Source organism: Flavobacterium aerium (assembly GCF_030766725.1).
Classification (GTDB): domain Bacteria; phylum Bacteroidota; class Bacteroidia; order Flavobacteriales; family Flavobacteriaceae; genus Flavobacterium; species Flavobacterium aerium.
Window position 1 is genome coordinate 296,495 of the sequence record NZ_JARQWR010000003.1, and the last position, 19,104, is coordinate 315,598.

21 protein-coding genes are annotated in these 19,104 nt (G+C 31.7%); 11 read left to right on the forward strand and 10 right to left on the reverse strand.

Annotation, left to right across the window (positions count from 1 at the left end):
* Positions 1-16 precede the first annotated feature (16 nt).
* From P6733_RS05820 to P6733_RS05835, 4 genes are all read left to right on the forward strand, one after another.
* Positions 17-856 (forward strand): helix-turn-helix domain-containing protein, encoded by an 840-nt coding sequence (locus P6733_RS05820; RefSeq protein ID WP_306350880.1) that lies wholly within the window; start codon positions 17-19, stop codon positions 854-856.
* A gap of 103 nt (positions 857-959) precedes the next feature.
* Positions 960-1,556 (forward strand): ester cyclase, encoded by a 597-nt coding sequence (locus P6733_RS05825; RefSeq protein ID WP_306350882.1) that lies wholly within the window; start codon positions 960-962, stop codon positions 1,554-1,556.
* A gap of 109 nt (positions 1,557-1,665) precedes the next feature.
* Positions 1,666-2,484, forward strand: coding sequence for a 4,5-DOPA-extradiol-dioxygenase (gene ygiD, locus P6733_RS05830; RefSeq protein ID WP_306350884.1), 819 nt, complete (start codon positions 1,666-1,668; stop codon positions 2,482-2,484).
* Positions 2,485-2,504: 20 nt separating this feature from the next.
* On the forward strand, positions 2,505-3,170 hold the full coding sequence (locus P6733_RS05835; protein WP_306350886.1) for a class I SAM-dependent methyltransferase: 666 nt from the start codon (positions 2,505-2,507) through the stop codon (positions 3,168-3,170).
* An 87-nt stretch (positions 3,171-3,257) separates the two neighbouring features.
* Here the strand turns inward: P6733_RS05835 and P6733_RS05840 are convergent, their stop codons facing one another.
* Positions 3,258-3,920, reverse strand: coding sequence for a hypothetical protein (locus P6733_RS05840; RefSeq protein ID WP_306350888.1), 663 nt, complete (start codon positions 3,918-3,920; stop codon positions 3,258-3,260).
* 287 nt (positions 3,921-4,207) lie between these two features.
* Positions 4,208-4,663, reverse strand: a complete 456-nt coding sequence (locus P6733_RS05845; protein ID WP_306350890.1) for a hypothetical protein — start codon at positions 4,661-4,663, stop codon at positions 4,208-4,210.
* 298 nt (positions 4,664-4,961) lie between these two features.
* On the opposite strand from P6733_RS05845, the gene P6733_RS05850 reads away from it, so the two are divergent.
* Positions 4,962-5,624 (forward strand): CatA-like O-acetyltransferase, encoded by a 663-nt coding sequence (locus P6733_RS05850; RefSeq protein WP_306350892.1) that lies wholly within the window; start codon positions 4,962-4,964, stop codon positions 5,622-5,624.
* 79 nt (positions 5,625-5,703) lie between these two features.
* Positions 5,704-6,288 carry a TMEM175 family protein gene (locus P6733_RS05855; RefSeq protein ID WP_306350894.1) on the forward strand — a complete coding sequence of 195 codons (585 nt, stop codon included), beginning with the start codon at positions 5,704-5,706 and terminating at the stop codon, positions 6,286-6,288.
* Positions 6,289-6,319: 31 nt separating this feature from the next.
* Here P6733_RS05855 and bla read toward each other — a convergent pair whose 3' ends face one another.
* The 5 genes from bla to P6733_RS05880 form a co-directional block, all read right to left on the reverse strand.
* Positions 6,320-7,078 carry a subclass B1 metallo-beta-lactamase gene (gene bla, locus P6733_RS05860; protein WP_306350896.1) on the reverse strand — a complete coding sequence of 253 codons (759 nt, stop codon included), beginning with the start codon at positions 7,076-7,078 and terminating at the stop codon, positions 6,320-6,322.
* Positions 7,079-7,200: 122 nt separating this feature from the next.
* Positions 7,201-8,847, reverse strand: a complete 1,647-nt coding sequence (locus tag P6733_RS05865) for a serine hydrolase domain-containing protein (protein ID WP_306350898.1) — start codon at positions 8,845-8,847, stop codon at positions 7,201-7,203.
* 78 nt (positions 8,848-8,925) lie between these two features.
* Positions 8,926-9,735: a helix-turn-helix domain-containing protein gene (locus P6733_RS05870; RefSeq protein WP_306350899.1), complete on the reverse strand. Its 810-nt coding sequence runs from the start codon at positions 9,733-9,735 to the stop codon at positions 8,926-8,928.
* Positions 9,736-9,771: 36 nt separating this feature from the next.
* Entirely contained in the window at positions 9,772-11,169 is a 1,398-nt protein-coding gene (locus P6733_RS05875) for a serine hydrolase (RefSeq protein ID WP_306350902.1), read from the reverse strand.
* Between the two features lie 171 nt (positions 11,170-11,340).
* Positions 11,341-11,895, reverse strand: a complete 555-nt coding sequence (locus tag P6733_RS05880; protein WP_306350903.1) for a hypothetical protein — start codon at positions 11,893-11,895, stop codon at positions 11,341-11,343.
* Positions 11,896-12,264: 369 nt separating this feature from the next.
* On the opposite strand from P6733_RS05880, the gene P6733_RS05885 reads away from it, so the two are divergent.
* The 5 genes from P6733_RS05885 (at position 12,265) to P6733_RS05905 (ending at position 15,847) form a co-directional block, all read left to right on the forward strand.
* Entirely contained in the window at positions 12,265-13,062 is a 798-nt protein-coding gene (locus P6733_RS05885) for a penicillin-binding transpeptidase domain-containing protein (RefSeq protein ID WP_306350905.1), read from the forward strand.
* Complete coding sequence (locus P6733_RS05890) at positions 13,059-14,162, forward strand: NAD(P)H-dependent flavin oxidoreductase (protein WP_306351140.1); 1,104 nt, start codon at positions 13,059-13,061, stop codon at positions 14,160-14,162. Before P6733_RS05885 ends, P6733_RS05890 begins: the two co-directional genes overlap by 4 nt.
* A 221-nt stretch (positions 14,163-14,383) precedes the next feature.
* Positions 14,384-14,848, forward strand: a complete 465-nt coding sequence (locus P6733_RS05895; RefSeq protein WP_306350907.1) for a GyrI-like domain-containing protein — start codon at positions 14,384-14,386, stop codon at positions 14,846-14,848.
* 30 nt (positions 14,849-14,878) lie between these two features.
* Positions 14,879-15,388, forward strand: a complete 510-nt coding sequence (locus P6733_RS05900) for a GNAT family N-acetyltransferase (RefSeq protein WP_306350909.1) — start codon at positions 14,879-14,881, stop codon at positions 15,386-15,388.
* 9 nt (positions 15,389-15,397) lie between these two features.
* The gene (locus P6733_RS05905) at positions 15,398-15,847 is read left to right on the forward strand and encodes a hypothetical protein (RefSeq protein WP_306350911.1); all 450 of its coding nucleotides are present in this window, start codon (positions 15,398-15,400) and stop codon (positions 15,845-15,847) included.
* Between the two features lie 66 nt (positions 15,848-15,913).
* Here P6733_RS05905 and P6733_RS05910 read toward each other — a convergent pair whose 3' ends face one another.
* The 3 genes from P6733_RS05910 to menD all read right to left on the reverse strand — a co-directional run bounded on the left by P6733_RS05910 (position 15,914) and on the right by menD (position 18,987).
* Entirely contained in the window at positions 15,914-16,753 is an 840-nt protein-coding gene (locus P6733_RS05910; protein WP_306350913.1) for a CvfB family protein, read from the reverse strand.
* Between the two features lie 123 nt (positions 16,754-16,876).
* Entirely contained in the window at positions 16,877-17,221 is a 345-nt protein-coding gene (locus P6733_RS05915) for a DUF2853 family protein (protein ID WP_306350915.1), read from the reverse strand.
* Between the two features lie 98 nt (positions 17,222-17,319).
* Complete coding sequence (menD, locus tag P6733_RS05920) at positions 17,320-18,987, reverse strand: 2-succinyl-5-enolpyruvyl-6-hydroxy-3-cyclohexene-1-carboxylic-acid synthase (protein WP_306350917.1); 1,668 nt, start codon at positions 18,985-18,987, stop codon at positions 17,320-17,322.
* Positions 18,988-19,104: the final 117 nt, after the last annotated feature.

A 19,104-nucleotide genomic window follows, 5' to 3' on the forward strand; every position in this document is an offset into this window, starting at 1 on the left:
ACTTTTAAGGGGACCAATGGATGTCAAAATTCCGCCTCAAATGGAACAACCTTTCTTTATATATAAGTTCACCGAAGAATCGGCATTGAAAGCAATTAACACGCCGTCAAAGCCACATCGTCATGATTATGAAGAACTCATTATCGTAGCTGAAGGATCACCCGATCATTTTATCGATCTAAATAAAGAGACTATCACTGCTCCTACTGTAATTTATGTTGCCCAAGGCAAAATACATCACTTTTTACCCACAGAAGCCACTCGTGGTTGGGGAATACGTTATAAGACAGAATTCATTCCTGAAAGTAAATTTCATTTCTATTCTAATTTTCTAGACAGTATCAATTATCCAATTCAATCTGACGAATGTTTACTCAAAATTGAAACCCTTTGTGAGATTATGCTGGATGAATACAAACAGCCTATTATCAATATTACCATGATCAAAAAACTATTGGAAGCAGTATTGTCGAAACTGGAAGAAGAGGGACGAAAATTAATTATAGACAATCCTCACTCTTCGCAATTGATCACTTTTAATAATTTTTTAAAAATAGTAGAAGACAATTACAAACGAACGGTTGATGTACATTTCTATGCAGACAAGTTGAATACTTCATTACGAAACCTGAATTTAATTTGTCAAAACGTATTTAATAAAAGTGTTTCTGAAATCATTGAAACCCGTAAGTTAATTGAAGCCAGACAGCTACTACTCCATAGTGACAAGTCTATTTCCGAAATAGGGTTTGAATTAGGCTATCAGGAAAAATCATATTTCACTAGAGTTTTCACCAAAAAAACAGGTCTTACCCCTACCCAATTTAAAGCCCAAATCCAACCGCTTTTTGCATAAAAGTGCAACACTTCTTCCTAAAAGTGTAACCCAATAGCTTTGAAACAATTGCATCTTTGTAGTATAATTTTTTAGTTCAATTTAACCTTTAAAATGAAAAAAAATGAAAAAAAGATCACTTCACATTGGAATTCTGAGTACACTACTTTTAGTTTTATTATTTTCAACTGTAAGTTGTAATACAAAAATAGAACATGTAGACACTTCAAAACTAGAGGCTAAGGTAGATTCCTTAGAAAATCAACTGAAAAAATTCAATGATGAAAAAGCATTAACTGAAATGCGACTCATCCGATTCGACTCTTTGGATTTTGATATATACAGTAATGCGAAGTGGGATCAACTCCATATTAGCCATGCTGATAACATTTTGGTTACTTATCCTGATGGTCATCAAACCAAAGAAATTGGGACACATATTGATGAATTAAAACCTCAATTTGTTTTTGCGCCTGATACAAAAATAACATCACATCCTGTAAAATTTGGAAGTGGTGACTGGACATCTGTCATTGGTGAAATGGAAGGAACTTTTACAAAACCAATGCCCATTGGAAACGGGAAATTCATACCGCCTACAGGAAAGAAATTCAAATTGCCTATGTGTACTGTAGGGAAATGGAAAGATGGAAAAATGATTGAAGAATATTTGTTCTGGGATAATATGGCCTTTATGAAACAAGTAGGAATTGCTCAATAAAAATAAAGGGAGGCTATCATTTTGATAAAATCCCTTTATATTATTTTGTATCATGAATAGACTCGATTTTTTAAAAGTGGTAGCTCTGCTCCCCTTAATTACAAAGACTATGAAACTGAATGAATTAAATAAAATGACTGCTTCTTTTTCTAATACCACAAAAATGCCGGTATTATTTTTAGGTCATGGTAGTCCAATGAATGCTATTGAAGAGAATGAATTTACCCGCAATTGGAATGCAATAGGAAAATCACTTCCTAAGCCCAACGCTATAGTATGTATCTCAGCGCATTGGGAAACCAAAGGTACTTTTGTTACAGCAATGGAAAAACCGCAAACAATACATGATTTTGGTGGATTTCCTGAGGCTTTATTTGCCGTAGAATATCCTGCTCCTGGTTCTCCTGATTTAGCAAAAGAAACACAGCAAATTATTACGAAAACCAATGTGGAACTGGATGATAAATGGGGATTGGATCATGGAGCATGGAGTGTAATTAAACACTTATATCCCAACGCTGATGTTCCAGTAATTCAAATGAGTTTGGATTATTATCAAAATCCACAATACCATTATGAATTAGCACAAGAATTGACTGCTTTACGCCATAAAGGTGTATTAATTATTGGTAGTGGAAATATCGTTCACAATCTAAGACGATTGGATTGGAAAAATACAGATGGTGGTTATGATTGGGCTATAGAAGCCAATGAGAAAATGAAAGAATTAATCTTGGATAATAATCACAAGCAATTGATTAATTATCAAACAATGGGAAAAGCTTTTGAATTATCGATTCCAACACCCGAACATTACTTACCTTTACTCTACACCTTAGGTTTAAAGGGTGACCATGAGAAAACCACTTTTTTCAATGATAAAACCGTAATGGGTTCTATTTCGATGACCTCATTAATCATTGATTAAACCATTTAAATGATAATCGTATGCAACATAAATTTAGTGAAACTGAATTAAAAGAAATAGCCCGTCAACTGAGTTGTCCGGACGGCGAAAATGGAATAAAAACAGGGGAACGTATGGACACTGCGAATGGAAACATGACGCATAGAGCCATTGAGACATTATCCATTGCTAGTAATCAACAGATTCTGGAAATTGGCCCGGGTAATGGAAGTCATCTTGCACAGTTATTGAATAAAGCCCATAATCTACATTATACCGGAATTGATATTTCAAAAACGATGGTTGATGAAGCTTCCAGAATTAATGCGGAACAGATACAAACTGGAACCGCTACCTTTCTGTTGACAGATGGATTACATCTTAATTTTAAAGAAGAATCATTTGATCGGGTTTTTACGGTAAATACTGTTTATTTCTGGGGAAATCCAACGGAATACATCGCTGAAATATACCGTATCCTTAAAACAGATGGATTATTTAATCTGGCTTTTGTACAACAGCATTCCATGGAGAAATTACCTTTTACGCAATATGGATTTCAATTATATACTATTGAGAAAGCAACTAATTTGCTTAAAAGCGCTTCATTTTCAATACAGAATATTACAAATGAAACAGAAGAATTAATCAATAATATGGAATCTAAGATTGAGCGTGATTTTGTGATTATTACTGCCCGAAAATAAAAAAGGCTGTTACTGTAAAAGTAATAGCCTTTTTTATTCACTAACTGGTACTCTCTTTAAAAACCCATTCATTTGTTCATCTTTTTATTATGCATCATAGTATAGTTCTAAAATTAATTTACCTTTATTATTACACCATTTTATCCAAAATTTTTCCGCATTATCATCTTCAAGCATCAGCCAATCACCATCAATTTTAATAGGATAATAGAAGCTGTCTTTATTCTTTGGGAATTGTTGAGACTTCTGATCTGGAGCTAATCGTAATGGATTTTCTTTTTCATTAAAATCAACTGAGAATACAGTCAATATATGTACTTCAATAGTTTCAAACTTAAAATTCAAATTCGATTCTTTTATGTATTTTATGGTATTTTTATTCTCATTTACAATTACTTTATAGAATTCATTTTCTTTTCCCAAGCATTTAAATACTAACAGCGTATTTTCTGGTTTAATAGCATAGGGATCAATATCATCATATTTAAACTTATCATCAAAATAAAATGACTTCCATTTTGACTGATCTAAATTATAGATTGTTAATTCATTTTGTTGATTGTATGTGTTTTTTAATACTATGAAACCAGTATATGGAATTTCTGATTTTTCTTCATTTACAATTTCGCTTTGGTTAGGCTTATTGTCAATCGTAGCGGGTATCGCATGAGAGCTATGAATCGTATATAAAGCAAAAATTGAAATGATAGTCAAGACATATAGGACAAATAATAGTAGTAGCTTTGTCATTTTTTTATCCCTCTTTTCATTCCGCATACTGAAAATCTGGATAAGAAAAAGAATAGGGTATAACAAAACCAGTATTATAAATAAAACAAAAAGATAGGTCATTAATAAAGAAAAGATAGCTTGAGAATCTACGGTATCTAGATTTCTATTAAAATATTGATGAGCTGGTTTGTCCCAATAATAAATGAAAGTGAGAATGATAAATACTGTAAATACACCAAGCTGAATATTAAATATTACTTTCCAATTCTTTATTATAAAATTCTTTATCATAGTCCTTTATATCGTTATTGATCAAACTCAAAATTCTCTTCTTTATCTGAAAGAATATCGTAAACTACATTTCCTTTTTTGAGTATATAAAAAATATCTTTATTCCCTTTTTCATATCTAATGTAAGCAATGAGATCTTGATTATGACCATCTAATCCTTCCTTTCCTCCTTTGTATTGATTATTGAGGATGTTTGTTTTTTTATAGATATAGATGGAATATAAATGATATTTCGGTGTGTTTACACCTACTATCTTTTCTTCAATTTTCTTTTTTAGTATTTCATAATCCGTGTTGTTGTATGAAAAATTTCCTTCTGAATAAAAATAATCGATTCTATTTTTATTTTCTTTCGTTTTAAACTCATAGGTAGCTGGTGATAAAGCGACCAACTGGAAGTCTTGCGACTTATTAGTCACACAAGCTATAAATAGTATGAACAAGGGAATAATAACGATTATTTTTTTCATTTAATCTTTTACTTAAATCTTTTGTTTTTTATCTGAAATCAAATCTAGTATCGTATTCGTAGTATCAATCGAATTTATCAATATAATAGAAGATAACCAAAATGAGTCGTCAATTTCTATAATTCAATCTTGGCTATATTGTTTCCAACAATCATTTAAATTAGGGTTTTCAAAGTTCATCAATAAAACAAATAACGCTATATCAGGCTACTAAATAAAAATAGTTTTTTTTAAATAAAATAGAGTAACTTCATCCTTTATAATATCCTACACTACAGGGAACATAATGGCACTATCAATGATTACAGAATTTCAGAAAGTCAATACTGAAACATGGGAACGTAAACCTTATTTCGATTATTTCTACAATACTATCAAATGCAAATACAACATCAATGCTACAATTGATATTACAGACTTATTAAAGGCTATTAAAGAGAATCAACTTCGTTTTTTCCCTACTTTTTTATATGTCATTATGCGCGCTGTGAATGATAATAAAGAATTTAGGATGAGTTTTGATGCTGATGGTAATTTAGGTTACTGGAATTATGTACTTCCCTCCTATACTATTTTCCATGATGATGATAAAACGTTTTCTGATGTATGGAGTGAATATCATGCCGTATTTTCTGAATTTTACACTACGATTATTACCGACATGGAAACTTATAAGGATGTGAAGGCTATTAAAGCACGACTGAATCGCCCTGGTAATTTTTGTCCTGTATCTTCTTTGCCTTGGTTAAGCTTTACAAACTTCAGTCAGGATACGTATACGGAGTCTTCATTATTATTCCCCATTATCCGATTTGGAAAATTTTATACAGAAAACAATAAGGTTTTGTTACCGATTTCAGTTTTTGCAAATCACGCTGTAGCGGATGGTTATCACACGTGTAAATTAATTAATGACATGCAGGATTATGCTTTTAATGCATTAAATTGGATATCAATCTAATAGTAATTCCCTTTATTGCAGCTTTGTCTTATCTTATTTTTTATCTATTTTTGAAATTATAACCTAATAATCAACTATTATGAATAAAGGTCGTTTAGAAGCATTTAGCGATGGCGTAATTGCTATTATCATTACCATTATGGTATTGGAAATCAAAGTTCCACACGGAGGAAATGATTTTAATGCATTAAAACCTTTACTACCCGTATTTCTAAGTTATGTACTGAGTTTTATTTATGTAGGTATCTATTGGAACAATCACCATCATATGTTACAAGGAACTCAAAAAGTAAATGGCTCTATATTATGGGCAAATTTACATTTACTATTCTGGTTGTCCGTTATCCCTTTTGTAACAGGATGGATGGGAGAAAATCACTTTGCTCCCGCTACTATGGCTTTATACGGTGGCGTACTATTAATGTGTGCTATTTCGTACGCTATCTTACAATATTATATTATTAAAAAAAATGGGAAAAGTTCCACTCTATCAGTTGCTTTAGGCAGAGATTTAAAAGGAAAGATATCCCCTGTACTATATACCTTGGCCATTATTGCTTCATTTTTTAGTGAATGGGTTTCGGGAATTATTTATATTTTAGTTGCCTTAATGTGGTTGATTCCTAGCAAAAAAATAGAACGAAGATTAGAAGATCTTGAGTAAAATTCTTCTAATCATGTCTATAGAAGTTTTTCTATTGCGTCTTAAATAATTTGATGGTATAATCAAGTAACTGTTTATTCCCATATTCTCCATGTCCTGGAACCACGATTTCTACATTTGGATATTCCTTTCTTACTTTTTCAACTGTACTTGACCAGTCTGCAATATTTGAATCACCTAAATAACCTTTATTAGCTTCTAATTCTTTTATTAAACAACCTCCAAATAGAATATTCTCACTTGGAAAATAACCAACTACATTATCTCTGGTATGTCCTTCTCCTAAAAACTTTACAATACTATTTTCATTACCTACTCTTAGAACCAGTGAATCCTTAAAGCCATTTTGAGGAACCGTAAAATTATTCTCTTTTGCAAATTCAATAGTTTTGAAATATGCATATGAAGGAACATCATTTTTATGAAATGCGTTTAGTCCTGCTAAACAATCATTATGGAAATGGGTTGGAATAATTGCCTTTATTTTACAATGAAGTGTTCCTTCTATCCATTTGATTAGTTCTTCTGAACTTTCGTCATTCGTTGGTGTATCAAAGATCGCTACTTCATTATTATTTCTCACAATAAGGCCGTTACAAGGAACATTTCCAAAATCTTGGGTTTGTAAAAATGAGATGTGTACAAAAGAATTTTCAGCAATTTGAGTTACAATTAAATCCTTGGATTTGTATACTTCTTTAGATTTGAATGGCTCTTCTTTTTTAGAACTACAATTTAAATTTGTTACCAAGATTCCAATAACCAATACCATTTTTATAATAACTTTCATTTTGCTTTTCTGTTTTAAGAATTTCTACTCAAGGTTCTATAGTTCTATATTTAACGCAAAAAAAGATTTTGAAGTATCAAACGGCTATTGCTAATTTGTAATCACAAAACCCACATTATATACTATTTCGTTATGGCAGGAATTAAATAGTCCTGCATGATTTTTTCAACTTGTTTGTGTCCGTAATCTGTATTGTATGCTGTCGAAGTGATAACAATAACAAGCGGTTGGTCTTTGAAAATAAATACTCTATTCCCACCGTTTCCACTGGAATAATAAACTTCATAATTTTTGCCCTCAACATGGTAGGTTTTGTTCCAAAATAAATAACCATAATATTCACCCTCAGCTATTGTCATTTGTTTTGATAAACTTTTTGCTACCCATTCTTGGGTAAGAATTTGTTTGCCATTCCAAATCCCTTGGTTTCTGTATAACTGTCCAACTTTTGCAAAGTCTAATGAACGCAATCGTAAACCGCCGGCTGTATTGGCCACTCCTTGTGGTGTGAACTCCCATTGATATTTTGTAATTCCAAGTGGCTTAAATAAGTTTTTATCTGCATATTTATCTAAACCATTGGGAACCGATTTGTGAATAACATCACCCAAAATCACTACGCCAGCTGTAAAATAATCCCATCTTTTCTCTGCTACTTTTGTTTTATCGATGGATAGATTTAAAGCAAAATCAACCCAGTTTTTGGTAGGGTACATATTTTCTTCATTCCCAGGTGATTCTTGATCCATATCACTACCATCCAATGAGGAACTCATTGTCAACAACTCTTTTAGAGTAATATTCTCTTTTTCAATGGAATAATTTTGAAATGTTTTCAAGTCATAAAATTCATGGAGTGGTTGCATCTCATTTTTTATATAACCCGCATTAATTGCAATTCCCATAATAGTGGAAGCAAATGATTTCCCAACGGATCTTGTATCGTGAAGTTTGCTTCTAGTGGCTCCGTTAAAATATTCTTCCAGTAAGAGTTTACCGTCTTTTATGACAACAAGGCTTGTTATATTCTTATAGGTTTGTGTTGCAATTTTTCTGTTGAGTTCTTCAATTTTAGAAATATCAATTTTCTCCGTAGAAACTTCCCAATCTTTAAGAGGCTTTATCGGTTGAACTTTAATCAGTTTTTCATCAACTATGATTTCGGGAACTATCATTTTTATTTGTCCTTCGGCAATAATAGCACCTGTCAATAGCTCGTCTAGTTTTATATAAGGTCTAATTTCAATCGTAAGAATATGCTCTCCACTTGTTAATGCTTCCAGTCCTCCATTTCCTAGAAATCTATTCCATAGAAATCTTCCCCAAGAGTCTTCGTTTGTAGTGCTTATTAAAGGAATTCTAAAAACTGTTCTCTTATTTTTACTATCAAAACTACCTGCACCGGCATTCAGATTCTCAACATAAATCTTTTTACCATCCACAATGAATGTAAATTGATAATTTCCATTTTTAGTCAACTCTTCAGCGGATAGTTGAGGCAAAAGCAAATGAAGATAATTGGTCAAAGAGTTCCTTAAAAAAACTCTAATATTTAAATCTGTTTTTTCTTTGAGTTCAAAAGCAGTCAGAAAATCACTTTGTTTAAAGTTCTCCATTTCAATGGTTTTCTCCATAAAAGCAATTTTACCAATGTTTTCAAGGTGAATCGGAGAAACAATACTATCATTTTTTACCCAGTTTGTTGTCTGTCCAAAAATTGTTACCGATATAAGAAGCATTATTGGAATTAGAACACAAGCTTTTTTCATATTTTAAAAATTAGATTTAGTTCCCAAAACTAAGAAAGGAAGAACAACCAAAATAGAACAGAATTAACATCATGAAAATTACTTGGTAATAATTTTTCTAAAATCTTTTGGGTTTATTCCGCTAACTGATTTGAAACAACGATTAAAATGGCTTTGATCTGAAAACCCACATCCGTAGGCTATTTCAGTCAAGGAAAGCTGCTTATTTGATAAAAGTGTATACGATTTTTCAATTTTTAATTTTCTTAAATAATCTCCCAAATTACAATTGAAGTATTTCGAAAAGTCTCTAGAAAGATGGACGGGATGAATCCCTAATGTATTAGATAAATATTCGAGCGTTAGATTATCTGAAAATTCATAGAATAAAATTTCTTTGATTTTATGCACCCACATTGGATTCTTATCCAAATCTACGTGTGAATTCCGAAACATTTCTGCTAGTGTTTGTAACAACAATGACTGAATTGATAGTGTAGTGGTATTGTCTTCAATTTTAGTTTCTTTAAATATCTTATACAGTAAAAATTTAATGTCAACATTAGCAATTTTTGTACTGCCTTGTAATTTGTCAATATTAAAATCCAATTGATCAAACCAAGTATTTTTTAATTCAATTTGGAAACCCCGGGTGTAACCTTCAGGTTTTATGTTGTAATGTGGTTCTTGCCAATGATGAAATAGTAGGCTTCCTGCCCCACAATTATAAACTTCTTTCTTATTGCCTTCAATAACATTTCCTTCCAAAATAAAAGTAAAATAAGCATTCTCATGGTAGTGCCAATCCACACGATCAAGAGTATATTCTGTGTCAGTCAAAGTAATCCCATCCAAATGAATGGTTTGATTCGTCTGTCCATAAAATTCTCCCGTCTGTAATTGCTTCATGTTTTGCGCTTTTAGAAGTTGTATTGTTTTCTAATGTTATTTTTTACTTATTTTGTTTAATAGATCAAAACATATCACATCAATTTTTTCATTTATTCCAGAAACATTCGATAATATGATAATCGCCGTTTTCTCTTCAACATTGACAGCCATTGAAGAGGAATATCCACCTGTGCCACCATTATGCCAAAATAATTCTTTATCCTTTTCTAATTTTAGAATATGCCAGCCTAAACCTATTTTCATTTTATCTTTTATAACAAAGGTTGGTTTTCGCGTTAGCGAAAGTTCTTTGTTTTCAGGATTAAACTGTGCATTGGCAAACTTTGCCAAATCTGCTGTTGTGGATAGAATCCCACCACCGCCAAATAAAACATCAAAATCCCAATTGGATACCAATTCTCCATTTGCACTTAATCCTTTTACAAGCTTATTGCCTAAATTTTGCGAACTTGTAAATGAATCCATCATTTTATATTTATCGAAAATCTTCTTTTGAAGTAATGCATTAAAACTTGTTTTTTGAGATAATCCAAGTGTATAACCTAATAACCCAGCGCCAAGGTTTGAATAAGAATAGGTTTTTAAAGGTTCATTTTCAAGTTTCAAAAGGTTTTTAAGGTATTCCTCAAGTTCTTTTGCTTTATAATTTTTATACGGATTTATTTCATTTGACAAATCCAAATTCTGTGGTAAACGAGGTAATCCAGAAGTATGATTTGCTAAACTTTCAAAACTTATTTTGATATTATCTTTAAAAGGGAAAGAATAATATGAATTCACATAATCTGTCAATTTTATTTTTTTCTCTTCCACCAAAGAAGCTAAAACAGTCGAAGTGAACACTTTTGTAATGGAACCTATTTCAAAAACTTTATGCTGATTCTCAGATGGTTTTATCGAATCGTTTTCTTTTATAATTCCATAATAATTTGTTTTCCCATTTTGAATTATTGCAATGGAAAGTTGGGCATTATTAGGAAAATCTTTTGATTTCGAATATATAATCTCGGCAATTTCTTTTGGATAACTTCTTAAAGCATAAAAAGTATTATTTCCTCCATTATTTGATTCTTCATAGGGTTTGATAAAGAGTCCATTTATCTTGTTTTGACTATCAATAGAAATGTGTACAGCAAAAATAGCTTTTTCAAATTTCGTTTTATAAGTTGCGTAAGTTCCTTCTTCAATTTTGATGAATTCTTTACTTTCTATTTTACCCACTTGAGTTTTCAAATTACTCAGAAATTGTTTTGTATCTGCAAGCGGTAGGCCTTGTTTCATTTCAGATGAAAAGCTATTGAATATTTCATCGTATTTGTCATCATTATAATTTGCTTGAAAATTTTCCATTGCTGTTTTATAATTTTCCGTCTGAGCAAATGAAATAGTAGTAACAAAAATTGTAATTAGGATAAAAAATAATCTTCTCATACCTATTTTTATTAGAATGTTAGTTAATGTTTTGAACCTTTTCGCTTAAATTAGGAATCGAGTTACAGAAGCCGAATTTATAACTAATATTCAATCAAATTACAAACATTGAATTTTGTGCGTCAGTCTGCTTGATGTAAGACCTTTGTTAATGCATTTTTTTTATTCATTTCATTTGTAATGCTCTTTTTCTTTACAATTCTCGAATGCTTCAGTGACTAAGTTTTCAAAGAGTTGTCCTTTTGCGTAAATTGTCATCCATTCAATTCCATTTGAAGCGGGTAAACAAATTGCAATCTTTCCATTTGCAGCTTCTTCTCTGCATTTTTTTGTTGCCGATAGGCTATTTCCAGAATTTGGCATTCCTGATAAACCTGGTCTATATGTATTTTTAAATAATTCTGTGAAGTCTAATTTACCTTCTTCAAGTAAAATAATAATTGATCCTCTTTTCCAACTTGTCGCATTCCATAAATATTCGTGTCCCTCAATACATTCTTTTGAAGTATCAAATCTAAATTTCCCTTTTTCACTAATTAAAATATCAGAATTAGTTTTATACAATTCATCTTCTTTTTTAAGCCCAAACACATAAGCCAAATAGCAATTATCCAGAAGAGGTTTTAAAACCAAATTATGGGCAGGCAATGAACTTTTCTCATTGTAATGATGTCTAATTTCTCCTGTCAGATTAACCTCTAATGGCGAAAAATATTCGTTTCTCATGCTTTAATTTATTTATAGCTGTACTAAAGTTTCTGCGACTGTTTTATGAATTTTGTACACCAATCTACTTGATGTAAGGATCTAATTACTAAATCCATTTAATTAATAAAAGAACCGGTAACTCTCAAATATACAAAGATTTCACAAATCTTAAAGATTCATAATATAACAGTCCTATAATTGAAAAAAGAGTTTCTAACTCTCCTATATAAAACTAATACTCCAATACAAATACCCTATCCTACTGACTTACAGAAAGTCGGATTATTTATTGAATATTTTAGTTTTAATAACATTATTTTACTTGATATAAAATCCTATTTCATCTATCTTTGTTAATGGCCCAAAAGCTATTTACACCTCCTATTTATGAAACATTTTTTACTATTTGCATTACTTTTTTGTTCTGTTATTACCTTTGGACAAGTCAATTTAGATTCTATTTTCAAACAATATAATGTAACGGGTAGTGTTACTATTTATGATTTCAAAAATCAAAAGTGGGTTTTTAGTGATCCTGTAGATGCTAATGTTGCTTCGCTTCCTGCTTCTACATTTAAAATTATTAATTCTTGTATTGCTTTGGAATTAGGGGTAATAAAGGATGAACATGAAATTATAGCATGGGATGGAAAAGTACGTAAGCTAGGAGATCAACCGATGGAGGCTTGGAATAAGGATAATGATTTAGTATCCGCTTATAAAAATTCAACGATTTGGTTTTATGAAGCTTTAGCCGAAAAAATAACCAAAGATCGTTACAAACAGTATTTAAGTAAATGCCATTATGGAAATGGTAATCTTACTGAACCAGGCGTTAATTTTTGGGTATATGGAGCTTTTGCTATTGATCCAATTAGTCAAATTCAATTTTTAAAGAATCTTCATTTTCAACAATTGCCTTTTTCAAAAAGAACGTATGCTATCATGAAGAAATTAATGATTTCTGAAGAAAATGATCAATATACTTTTAGAGATAAAACAGGTTGGGCTACCAAAGATGGGAAAGACATCGGTTGGTGGGTAGGTTATGTAGAAACCAAAAACAATGTTTACTTTTTTGCCACACGTGTCAATAAAGATGAGAAAGACAACAACCCAAACTTTGCTGCAAGCCGTAAAGAAATTACAAAAGAGGCTTTAAGACAAATTAAAGCTATAGAATAGTTCCGCAGCGTAATAAAGACGATTATTTAAATTCACATCATATGAAATGGGAAAATGAATTAACGCGACAATTAAGAATCACCTATCCCATCATTCAGGCACCCATGCTAGGCATTACTACACCAGAAATGGTAGCGGCTGCGTCTAATACTGGTGGATTAGGCTCTTTACCCATAGGAGGATTATCTCCTGCAAAAACAACTGAATTAATACTCCAAACCAAAGCATTAACGAATAAACCTTTTGCTGTAAATCTTTTTGTACACGACCTCCCTTCACTATATGATAATGAAGCGTATGAAGCGATGCAAAACTATTTGGAACAATATGCTACGCAACACGGAACAACTTTCACCCGACAAGCTCTACAAGATATTCGATTCTATCATTATCTGGAACAAATTGAGATTTTAATTGAACATCAAATTCCTATTGTAAGTTTCACTTTCGGAATACTAAATGATGATAGTATTAAGAAATTAAAGGAAGCAGGAATTATTTTAATTGGAACTGCAACTTCCTTAGAAGAAGCTCAATTATTAGAACAAAAAGAGATTGATTACATCGCTGTACAAGGAATTGAAGCAGGTGGCCATCGAGGGTCATTTATCAAAGGTGCATTACCGATGATTGGGCTTATGCCTCTGCTCAAACAATTAAAATCAGTAATACAAACACCACTAATTGCAGCTGGTGCTATTGCCGATGGAGAAAGTGTAAAAACAGCTTTGACACAAGATGCTATTGCCGTACAAATTGGCACCTTATTTATCCCTGCCAAAGAAAGTACTGCTGCCCCCATTTACAAAGAAAGTATTCAACACGCGAAAGACACGGATACAGAACTTACGCAGTCCTTCTCTGGTCGTTGGGCAAGAGGTGTTAAAAATACTTTTATGGAAGATATGATTAAATCTGGATTAAAAATTCCAGCATATCCAGTCCAGAATACTTTAACAAGTAGTTTGCGTGTGTATGGACAACAGCAAAACAATAAAAACCTAATCTCGCTCTGGGCAGGACAAGCTTCTTCAAAAGCTAAAGTTGGAACTACCACCGAAATTTTATTAAACCTTATTAAGGATACAGAAAAGCAATAACTTTCTCAGGATTATGTTACTATAATGTAAGGGTAACATCATTAAATCATGAGGTATTTCTCTCTTTATTTTGAACCAATCAAAATTTAAAAAAACTAATTGTTAATACTGATATAGGCATATTTTTTTGATTAGAAATACTATATATTTGAAGTTCTTTATCACTCAATTTTTGCGATATTAATAAAATAAAACACTAAAATAACTTAATACATACCCAAATGAATACTCCAACGACCCTTGAATCTTTTAAAATTATCGGGATAACGGTAAGAACTACTAATAAAAACGGTAAGGCTATGGAGGACATTGGAAATCTTTGGAATCGTTTTTATACCTCGAATATTCAAACATTAATTCCCAATAAAGAAGACAGTGCTATTTACTCTATCTATACTGATTATGAATCAGATTATACAGGCAAATACACTTGTATTCTAGGCTGTAAAGTAAGTTCATTAAATGATATTCCAGAAGGCCTTGAAGGAAAAGAAATTAATGGAGGAAAGTACATAAAATATACTGCCAAAGGAAAAATGCCAGAAGCTGTAGGTCAAACTTGGGGTGAAATATGGAATCAGGACACACAATTAAATCGTCTATATACTGCCGATTTTGAAGTTTACGATGAAAAATCTGCTTTACCTCAAGATCAAGCAGAAGTAGGAATATACATTGCTATATAAATAATAACAGAAATTAAAATTAAACAAATTATGGCTCAACTTGAAACGGACCGTTTACAATTACGTTACCTTACGTTAGATGATTCTACTTTTATATATACTCTTTTAAACACACCTGAGTGGATTAAATATATTGGAGATCGTGATATAAAATCATTAGATGATGCACGCAACTATATTACAAATGGTCCCTTTGAAAGTTATGAGAAAAATGGTTTTGGTCCTTTTGTCGTACAGCTAAAGGAGAGCAATATTCCTATTGGATTATGTGGGCTTTACAAAAGAGATGGTTTGGATGATGTTGATATTGGTTTTGCTTTTCTATCCGAATATAGCGGTAAAGGATATGCGTATGAGGCAGCTTCTACAACATTAGAATATGCCAAAACAACTTTAAATATGAATAGTATTGCTGCTATTACAGTGGAATACAATATTAGCTCTATAAATCTGATCAAAAAAATAGGATTAACCTTTGAAAAAATAATCCGCATTCCTAATGATCCAGAAGATTTGATGCTATTTGTTTACAGAAAATAAGGGTTGAATATGCATAATGAAATTCAAGATACTGTTACAAAACATATTCTAGATACTTTAACCGCTCGTTTTTATAATGTATTTACCAATACAGGAGATTCAAAGCCTCAGGTAGAGCGTATTTACGACCTCTTCATTGCAAAAGCTATTATCATAAAAAACAGTGGGTTGAGTCCTGAAATTTATTCCTTATCAGAATTTGTTATTCCACGAGAAAAACTATTAACCGATGGACGATTAATTGATTTTAAAGAAGAAGAAATTGATGAAAGCACTACGGTTTTTGGAAACATAGCCCAACGTATCAGTTTTTATAAAAAATCAGGTATTCTGGAAGGGAAAGAATTTAAAACAAAAGGCGTTAAAAATATTCAGTTTATACATACTTCTGAAGGTTGGAAAATGAATGCTTTAACGTGGGATGATGAAAGAGAAGGATTTTCAATCCCTATCTATTAGTTATCATCAAACTGAATAAAAAAAAGTCGGGATATACCCGACTTTTATGTTTTTAAGAAATATGTATTATTCTTTCACCAAATGAATACCATCTTCTTTTATTTCGATTAACTTTTGTTTGAAGAGTGCTCCCACTGCTTTCTTAAAAGTCTTTTTACTCATTTTTAATACCGTTTTGATATCTTCTGGATGACTGTTGTCATTTAAACGTAAAAAGCCTCTATTCGCTCTTAATTCATCTAAAATCTTTTCCGCATTAGGTTCAATATTCTCATACCCTAATTTTTGTACCGAAACATCAATCTTGTTATCAGGTCTAATGTTCTTGATATACCCTCTTATACGGTCGCCTGTACGCAAATCATCATATACTTCATCTTTGTATAATAATCCTTTGTGCTTCTCATTAATGATCACATTAATACCAACTTCTGTAATATGGGAAACGATTAAATCTACCTCTTCGTTTTTCTCAACAGTCAGTTCATCATTACTTAAAAACTGATTTGTTTTACTAGAAGCTACTAATCGGTTTGTTTTCTCATCCATATACAGATAAACTAAGTAACGTTTACCTTTCTCCATCGGGCGAGCTTGCTCTTTAAAGGGAACCAAGATATCTTTTTCCATACCCCAATCCATAAAAGCCCCAATCTGATTTACATAATTCACTCGTAATAATGCAAATTCATTCAGTAATATATAAGGTTCTAATGTAGTTGCAACGGGTCTTTCTTCATGGTCTAAATAAACAAAAACGATAAGTTCTTCCCCTATTTCAAATTCCCTTGGTACATATTTATTCGGTAGAAGAATGTCTTCATTTTCATTTCCATTTCCTAAAAACAGTCCTACCTTGGTGTCTCTTAAAATGGTTAACGTATTGTATTTTCCTATTTCAATCATTTCGTAAAATTATGCTACAAAGGTATTCATTTTGTTGAGACCGTTGGCACGCTATGAAATTCATTCATAAAAAAAGTGCCCAATTTAAAATTGGGCACTCTATAACTTTTTTAGTTTGGTCGATTATTTGTTGTAAACACTTTCTTTTTTGAAATGTGTTGCAAGTAAATAATAAACTACAACTCTATACTTATTCTTATTAGAACGACCGTACTTTTCAATTACACTGTCAATTGCTTTATCAAGCTCAGGACCATCTTTTAAACCTAACTTTTTAATCAAAAAGTTGTTTTTTACCGTTTCTAATTCTTTTGGGCTCGTACCTGAAACAGTAGAGGCATCAGCATTATAAATAGAAGGACCACAACCGATCGTAACTTTTGTCAACAAATCCATGTTAGGTGTTACACCACATTTATCTTTTAAATCTGCAGCATACTTAGTAATCAACTCGTCTCTTTTGCTCATAATAATAATTTTTTATGTTTAAAAATGGTTTTACTTTATCCAAATTTAACACTTTATTTAAAAAACAAAGCTTAAAATCTGATTAATATTAAGTTAATTTATACTAAGTTCTTGAAATATTGCAACAAAATGTCATTATTCAACTTTTCTGGCGTATGTATTTCCAGTAAACAAGGTTTATCATTGGAATTAAAAAAATTAGGTAATGTAGCTACTAAGTCCGCTTCAGTACTTACATTCGAATAATGATAATCATACATCTTAGCCAACTGTTCTGCTGATAATTGATGGGAAGTTTCAAAAAAAGTATTGAAGACTTCGCTTTCTTGATGTCCAGGTAAAATTCTAAAAATCCCCCCTCCTCCATTATTAATCAAAATAATTTTGAAGTTGGATGGTGTATAATTGTTCCAGATAGCGTTACTGTCGTAAAAGAAGCCAATATCCCCCGTAAGTAGTATTGTCATTTTAGAAGAAGCTACGGCTGCTCCTACGGCTGTAGAAGTACTACCATCTATTCCACTTGTACCTCGATTACAGAATACTTCTATTGAAGGATCTATTGGAACCAATTGAGCATAACGAATAGCAGAACTATTACTTAAATGCAGCATACTATTATCGGGCAAAGCTGGAATTACTTTTTCAAATACTTTAAAATCAGAAAAAGGTATGGATTTCAGATATTCAGTATGTTTTTGTGCTCTAAGCAATTGAATAGCATGAGCATGTTCTTTATAATCACTTGGGTTATTCTGTACCAATGGAATCAATGCATTCCAAAAAGTATTCACACTTACTTCAAAATGCTTTGTTAAGCATCCATAAGTATTGTAAGCTCTTAATACATCAATATGCCAATGTTCCTTAGGTTGGTACCCTCTTAAAAAGGCTTTAATTCTTTTAGAAACAACCATCCCACCAAATGTGATTAAAATATCCGGTTGGAACGCTAAGAAATCTTCTTTTGTAAAAGGGGTAATTATTGTATCAATATGATCTAAAAATGTAGCATGATGTACATTTGAAGTCGTTTCTGTCATCACTATAACAGACGGATCTTGTGCCCAATATTCTATTATTTTTGAATCAATTGTATTGGGTTCATTCGTTCCAATTAAAATTAATTTCTTTGATGCTGCATTCCATTGTGTTGCATAAGATTCCAGTTCTACAGATGAAATAGTAGCCTCATTTGTTTTTGAAGCTAAAATTTCTGGAGATACCGTTAGTTGAGGAATGGTATCATACAATGGCTCTTCAAACGGAGCGTTAATATGAACAGGGCCTTTCTTTTCAATAGCTGTATTTATAGCCTCATTGATCAGCTGTTCATTCTCAGCTTCATCTACTAGGCCATCTTTAAGGTTTGCATTGTACAAGGAATGATTCTGGAAAACATTTTGTTGACGAATCGTTTGCCCATCCCCAATATCAATTTTCTCTGTTGGTCGATCTGCCGAAATAACCACTACTGGTATTTGACTATAAAATGCTTCTGCAACTGCAGGATAATAATTCAGCAATGCCGATCCAGAAGTACAAACGACAGCTACTGGTTTTTTAATTTGTTGTGCAATTCCCATTGCAAAAAAAGCCGCGCAACGTTCATCAACGATACTGTAGCATTTAAAAAAAGGGTTGTTTACAAAGCCTATGGTTAAAGGGGCATTTCGTGATCCAGGAGAGATCACTATATCAGTGATTCCTTTTGCTTTACATATTTCAATAATACTTTGAGCCAAAGGTATTTTAGGGTAAATCATTGTGCAAAAAATTATTTTTTTCTTGAGTTTCTATAATTTATTTATCAAAACAAATTAATTTCAAATCTACTAATAATTCGTCTGAATCTAGGGGAAAATAAGAACAAATTAAAAAAG

What these genes read in the sequence shown, in the direction of transcription:
- P6733_RS05820 (WP_306350880.1), top strand. Translation starts at nt 17, where the DNA reads ATGGATGTCAAAATTCCGCCTCAAATGGAACAACCTTTCTTTATATAT.
- P6733_RS05825 (WP_306350882.1), top strand. Translation starts at nt 960, where the DNA reads ATGAAAAAAAGATCACTTCACATTGGAATTCTGAGTACACTACTTTTA.
- ygiD (WP_306350884.1), top strand. Translation starts at nt 1,666, where the DNA reads ATGAAACTGAATGAATTAAATAAAATGACTGCTTCTTTTTCTAATACC.
- P6733_RS05835 (WP_306350886.1), top strand. Translation starts at nt 2,505, where the DNA reads ATGCAACATAAATTTAGTGAAACTGAATTAAAAGAAATAGCCCGTCAA.
- P6733_RS05840 (WP_306350888.1), bottom strand. Translation starts at nt 3,920, where the DNA reads ATGACAAAGCTACTACTATTATTTGTCCTATATGTCTTGACTATCATT.
- P6733_RS05845 (WP_306350890.1), bottom strand. Translation starts at nt 4,663, where the DNA reads ATGAAAAAAATAATCGTTATTATTCCCTTGTTCATACTATTTATAGCT.
- P6733_RS05850 (WP_306350892.1), top strand. Translation starts at nt 4,962, where the DNA reads ATGATTACAGAATTTCAGAAAGTCAATACTGAAACATGGGAACGTAAA.
- P6733_RS05855 (WP_306350894.1), top strand. Translation starts at nt 5,704, where the DNA reads ATGAATAAAGGTCGTTTAGAAGCATTTAGCGATGGCGTAATTGCTATT.
- bla (WP_306350896.1), bottom strand. Translation starts at nt 7,078, where the DNA reads ATGAAAGTTATTATAAAAATGGTATTGGTTATTGGAATCTTGGTAACA.
- P6733_RS05865 (WP_306350898.1), bottom strand. Translation starts at nt 8,847, where the DNA reads ATGAAAAAAGCTTGTGTTCTAATTCCAATAATGCTTCTTATATCGGTA.
- P6733_RS05870 (WP_306350899.1), bottom strand. Translation starts at nt 9,735, where the DNA reads ATGAAGCAATTACAGACGGGAGAATTTTATGGACAGACGAATCAAACC.
- P6733_RS05875 (WP_306350902.1), bottom strand. Translation starts at nt 11,169, where the DNA reads ATGAGAAGATTATTTTTTATCCTAATTACAATTTTTGTTACTACTATT.
- P6733_RS05880 (WP_306350903.1), bottom strand. Translation starts at nt 11,895, where the DNA reads ATGAGAAACGAATATTTTTCGCCATTAGAGGTTAATCTGACAGGAGAA.
- P6733_RS05885 (WP_306350905.1), top strand. Translation starts at nt 12,265, where the DNA reads ATGAAACATTTTTTACTATTTGCATTACTTTTTTGTTCTGTTATTACC.
- P6733_RS05895 (WP_306350907.1), top strand. Translation starts at nt 14,384, where the DNA reads ATGAATACTCCAACGACCCTTGAATCTTTTAAAATTATCGGGATAACG.
- P6733_RS05900 (WP_306350909.1), top strand. Translation starts at nt 14,879, where the DNA reads ATGGCTCAACTTGAAACGGACCGTTTACAATTACGTTACCTTACGTTA.
- P6733_RS05905 (WP_306350911.1), top strand. Translation starts at nt 15,398, where the DNA reads ATGCATAATGAAATTCAAGATACTGTTACAAAACATATTCTAGATACT.
- P6733_RS05910 (WP_306350913.1), bottom strand. Translation starts at nt 16,753, where the DNA reads ATGATTGAAATAGGAAAATACAATACGTTAACCATTTTAAGAGACACC.
- P6733_RS05915 (WP_306350915.1), bottom strand. Translation starts at nt 17,221, where the DNA reads ATGAGCAAAAGAGACGAGTTGATTACTAAGTATGCTGCAGATTTAAAA.
- menD (WP_306350917.1), bottom strand. Translation starts at nt 18,987, where the DNA reads ATGATTTACCCTAAAATACCTTTGGCTCAAAGTATTATTGAAATATGT.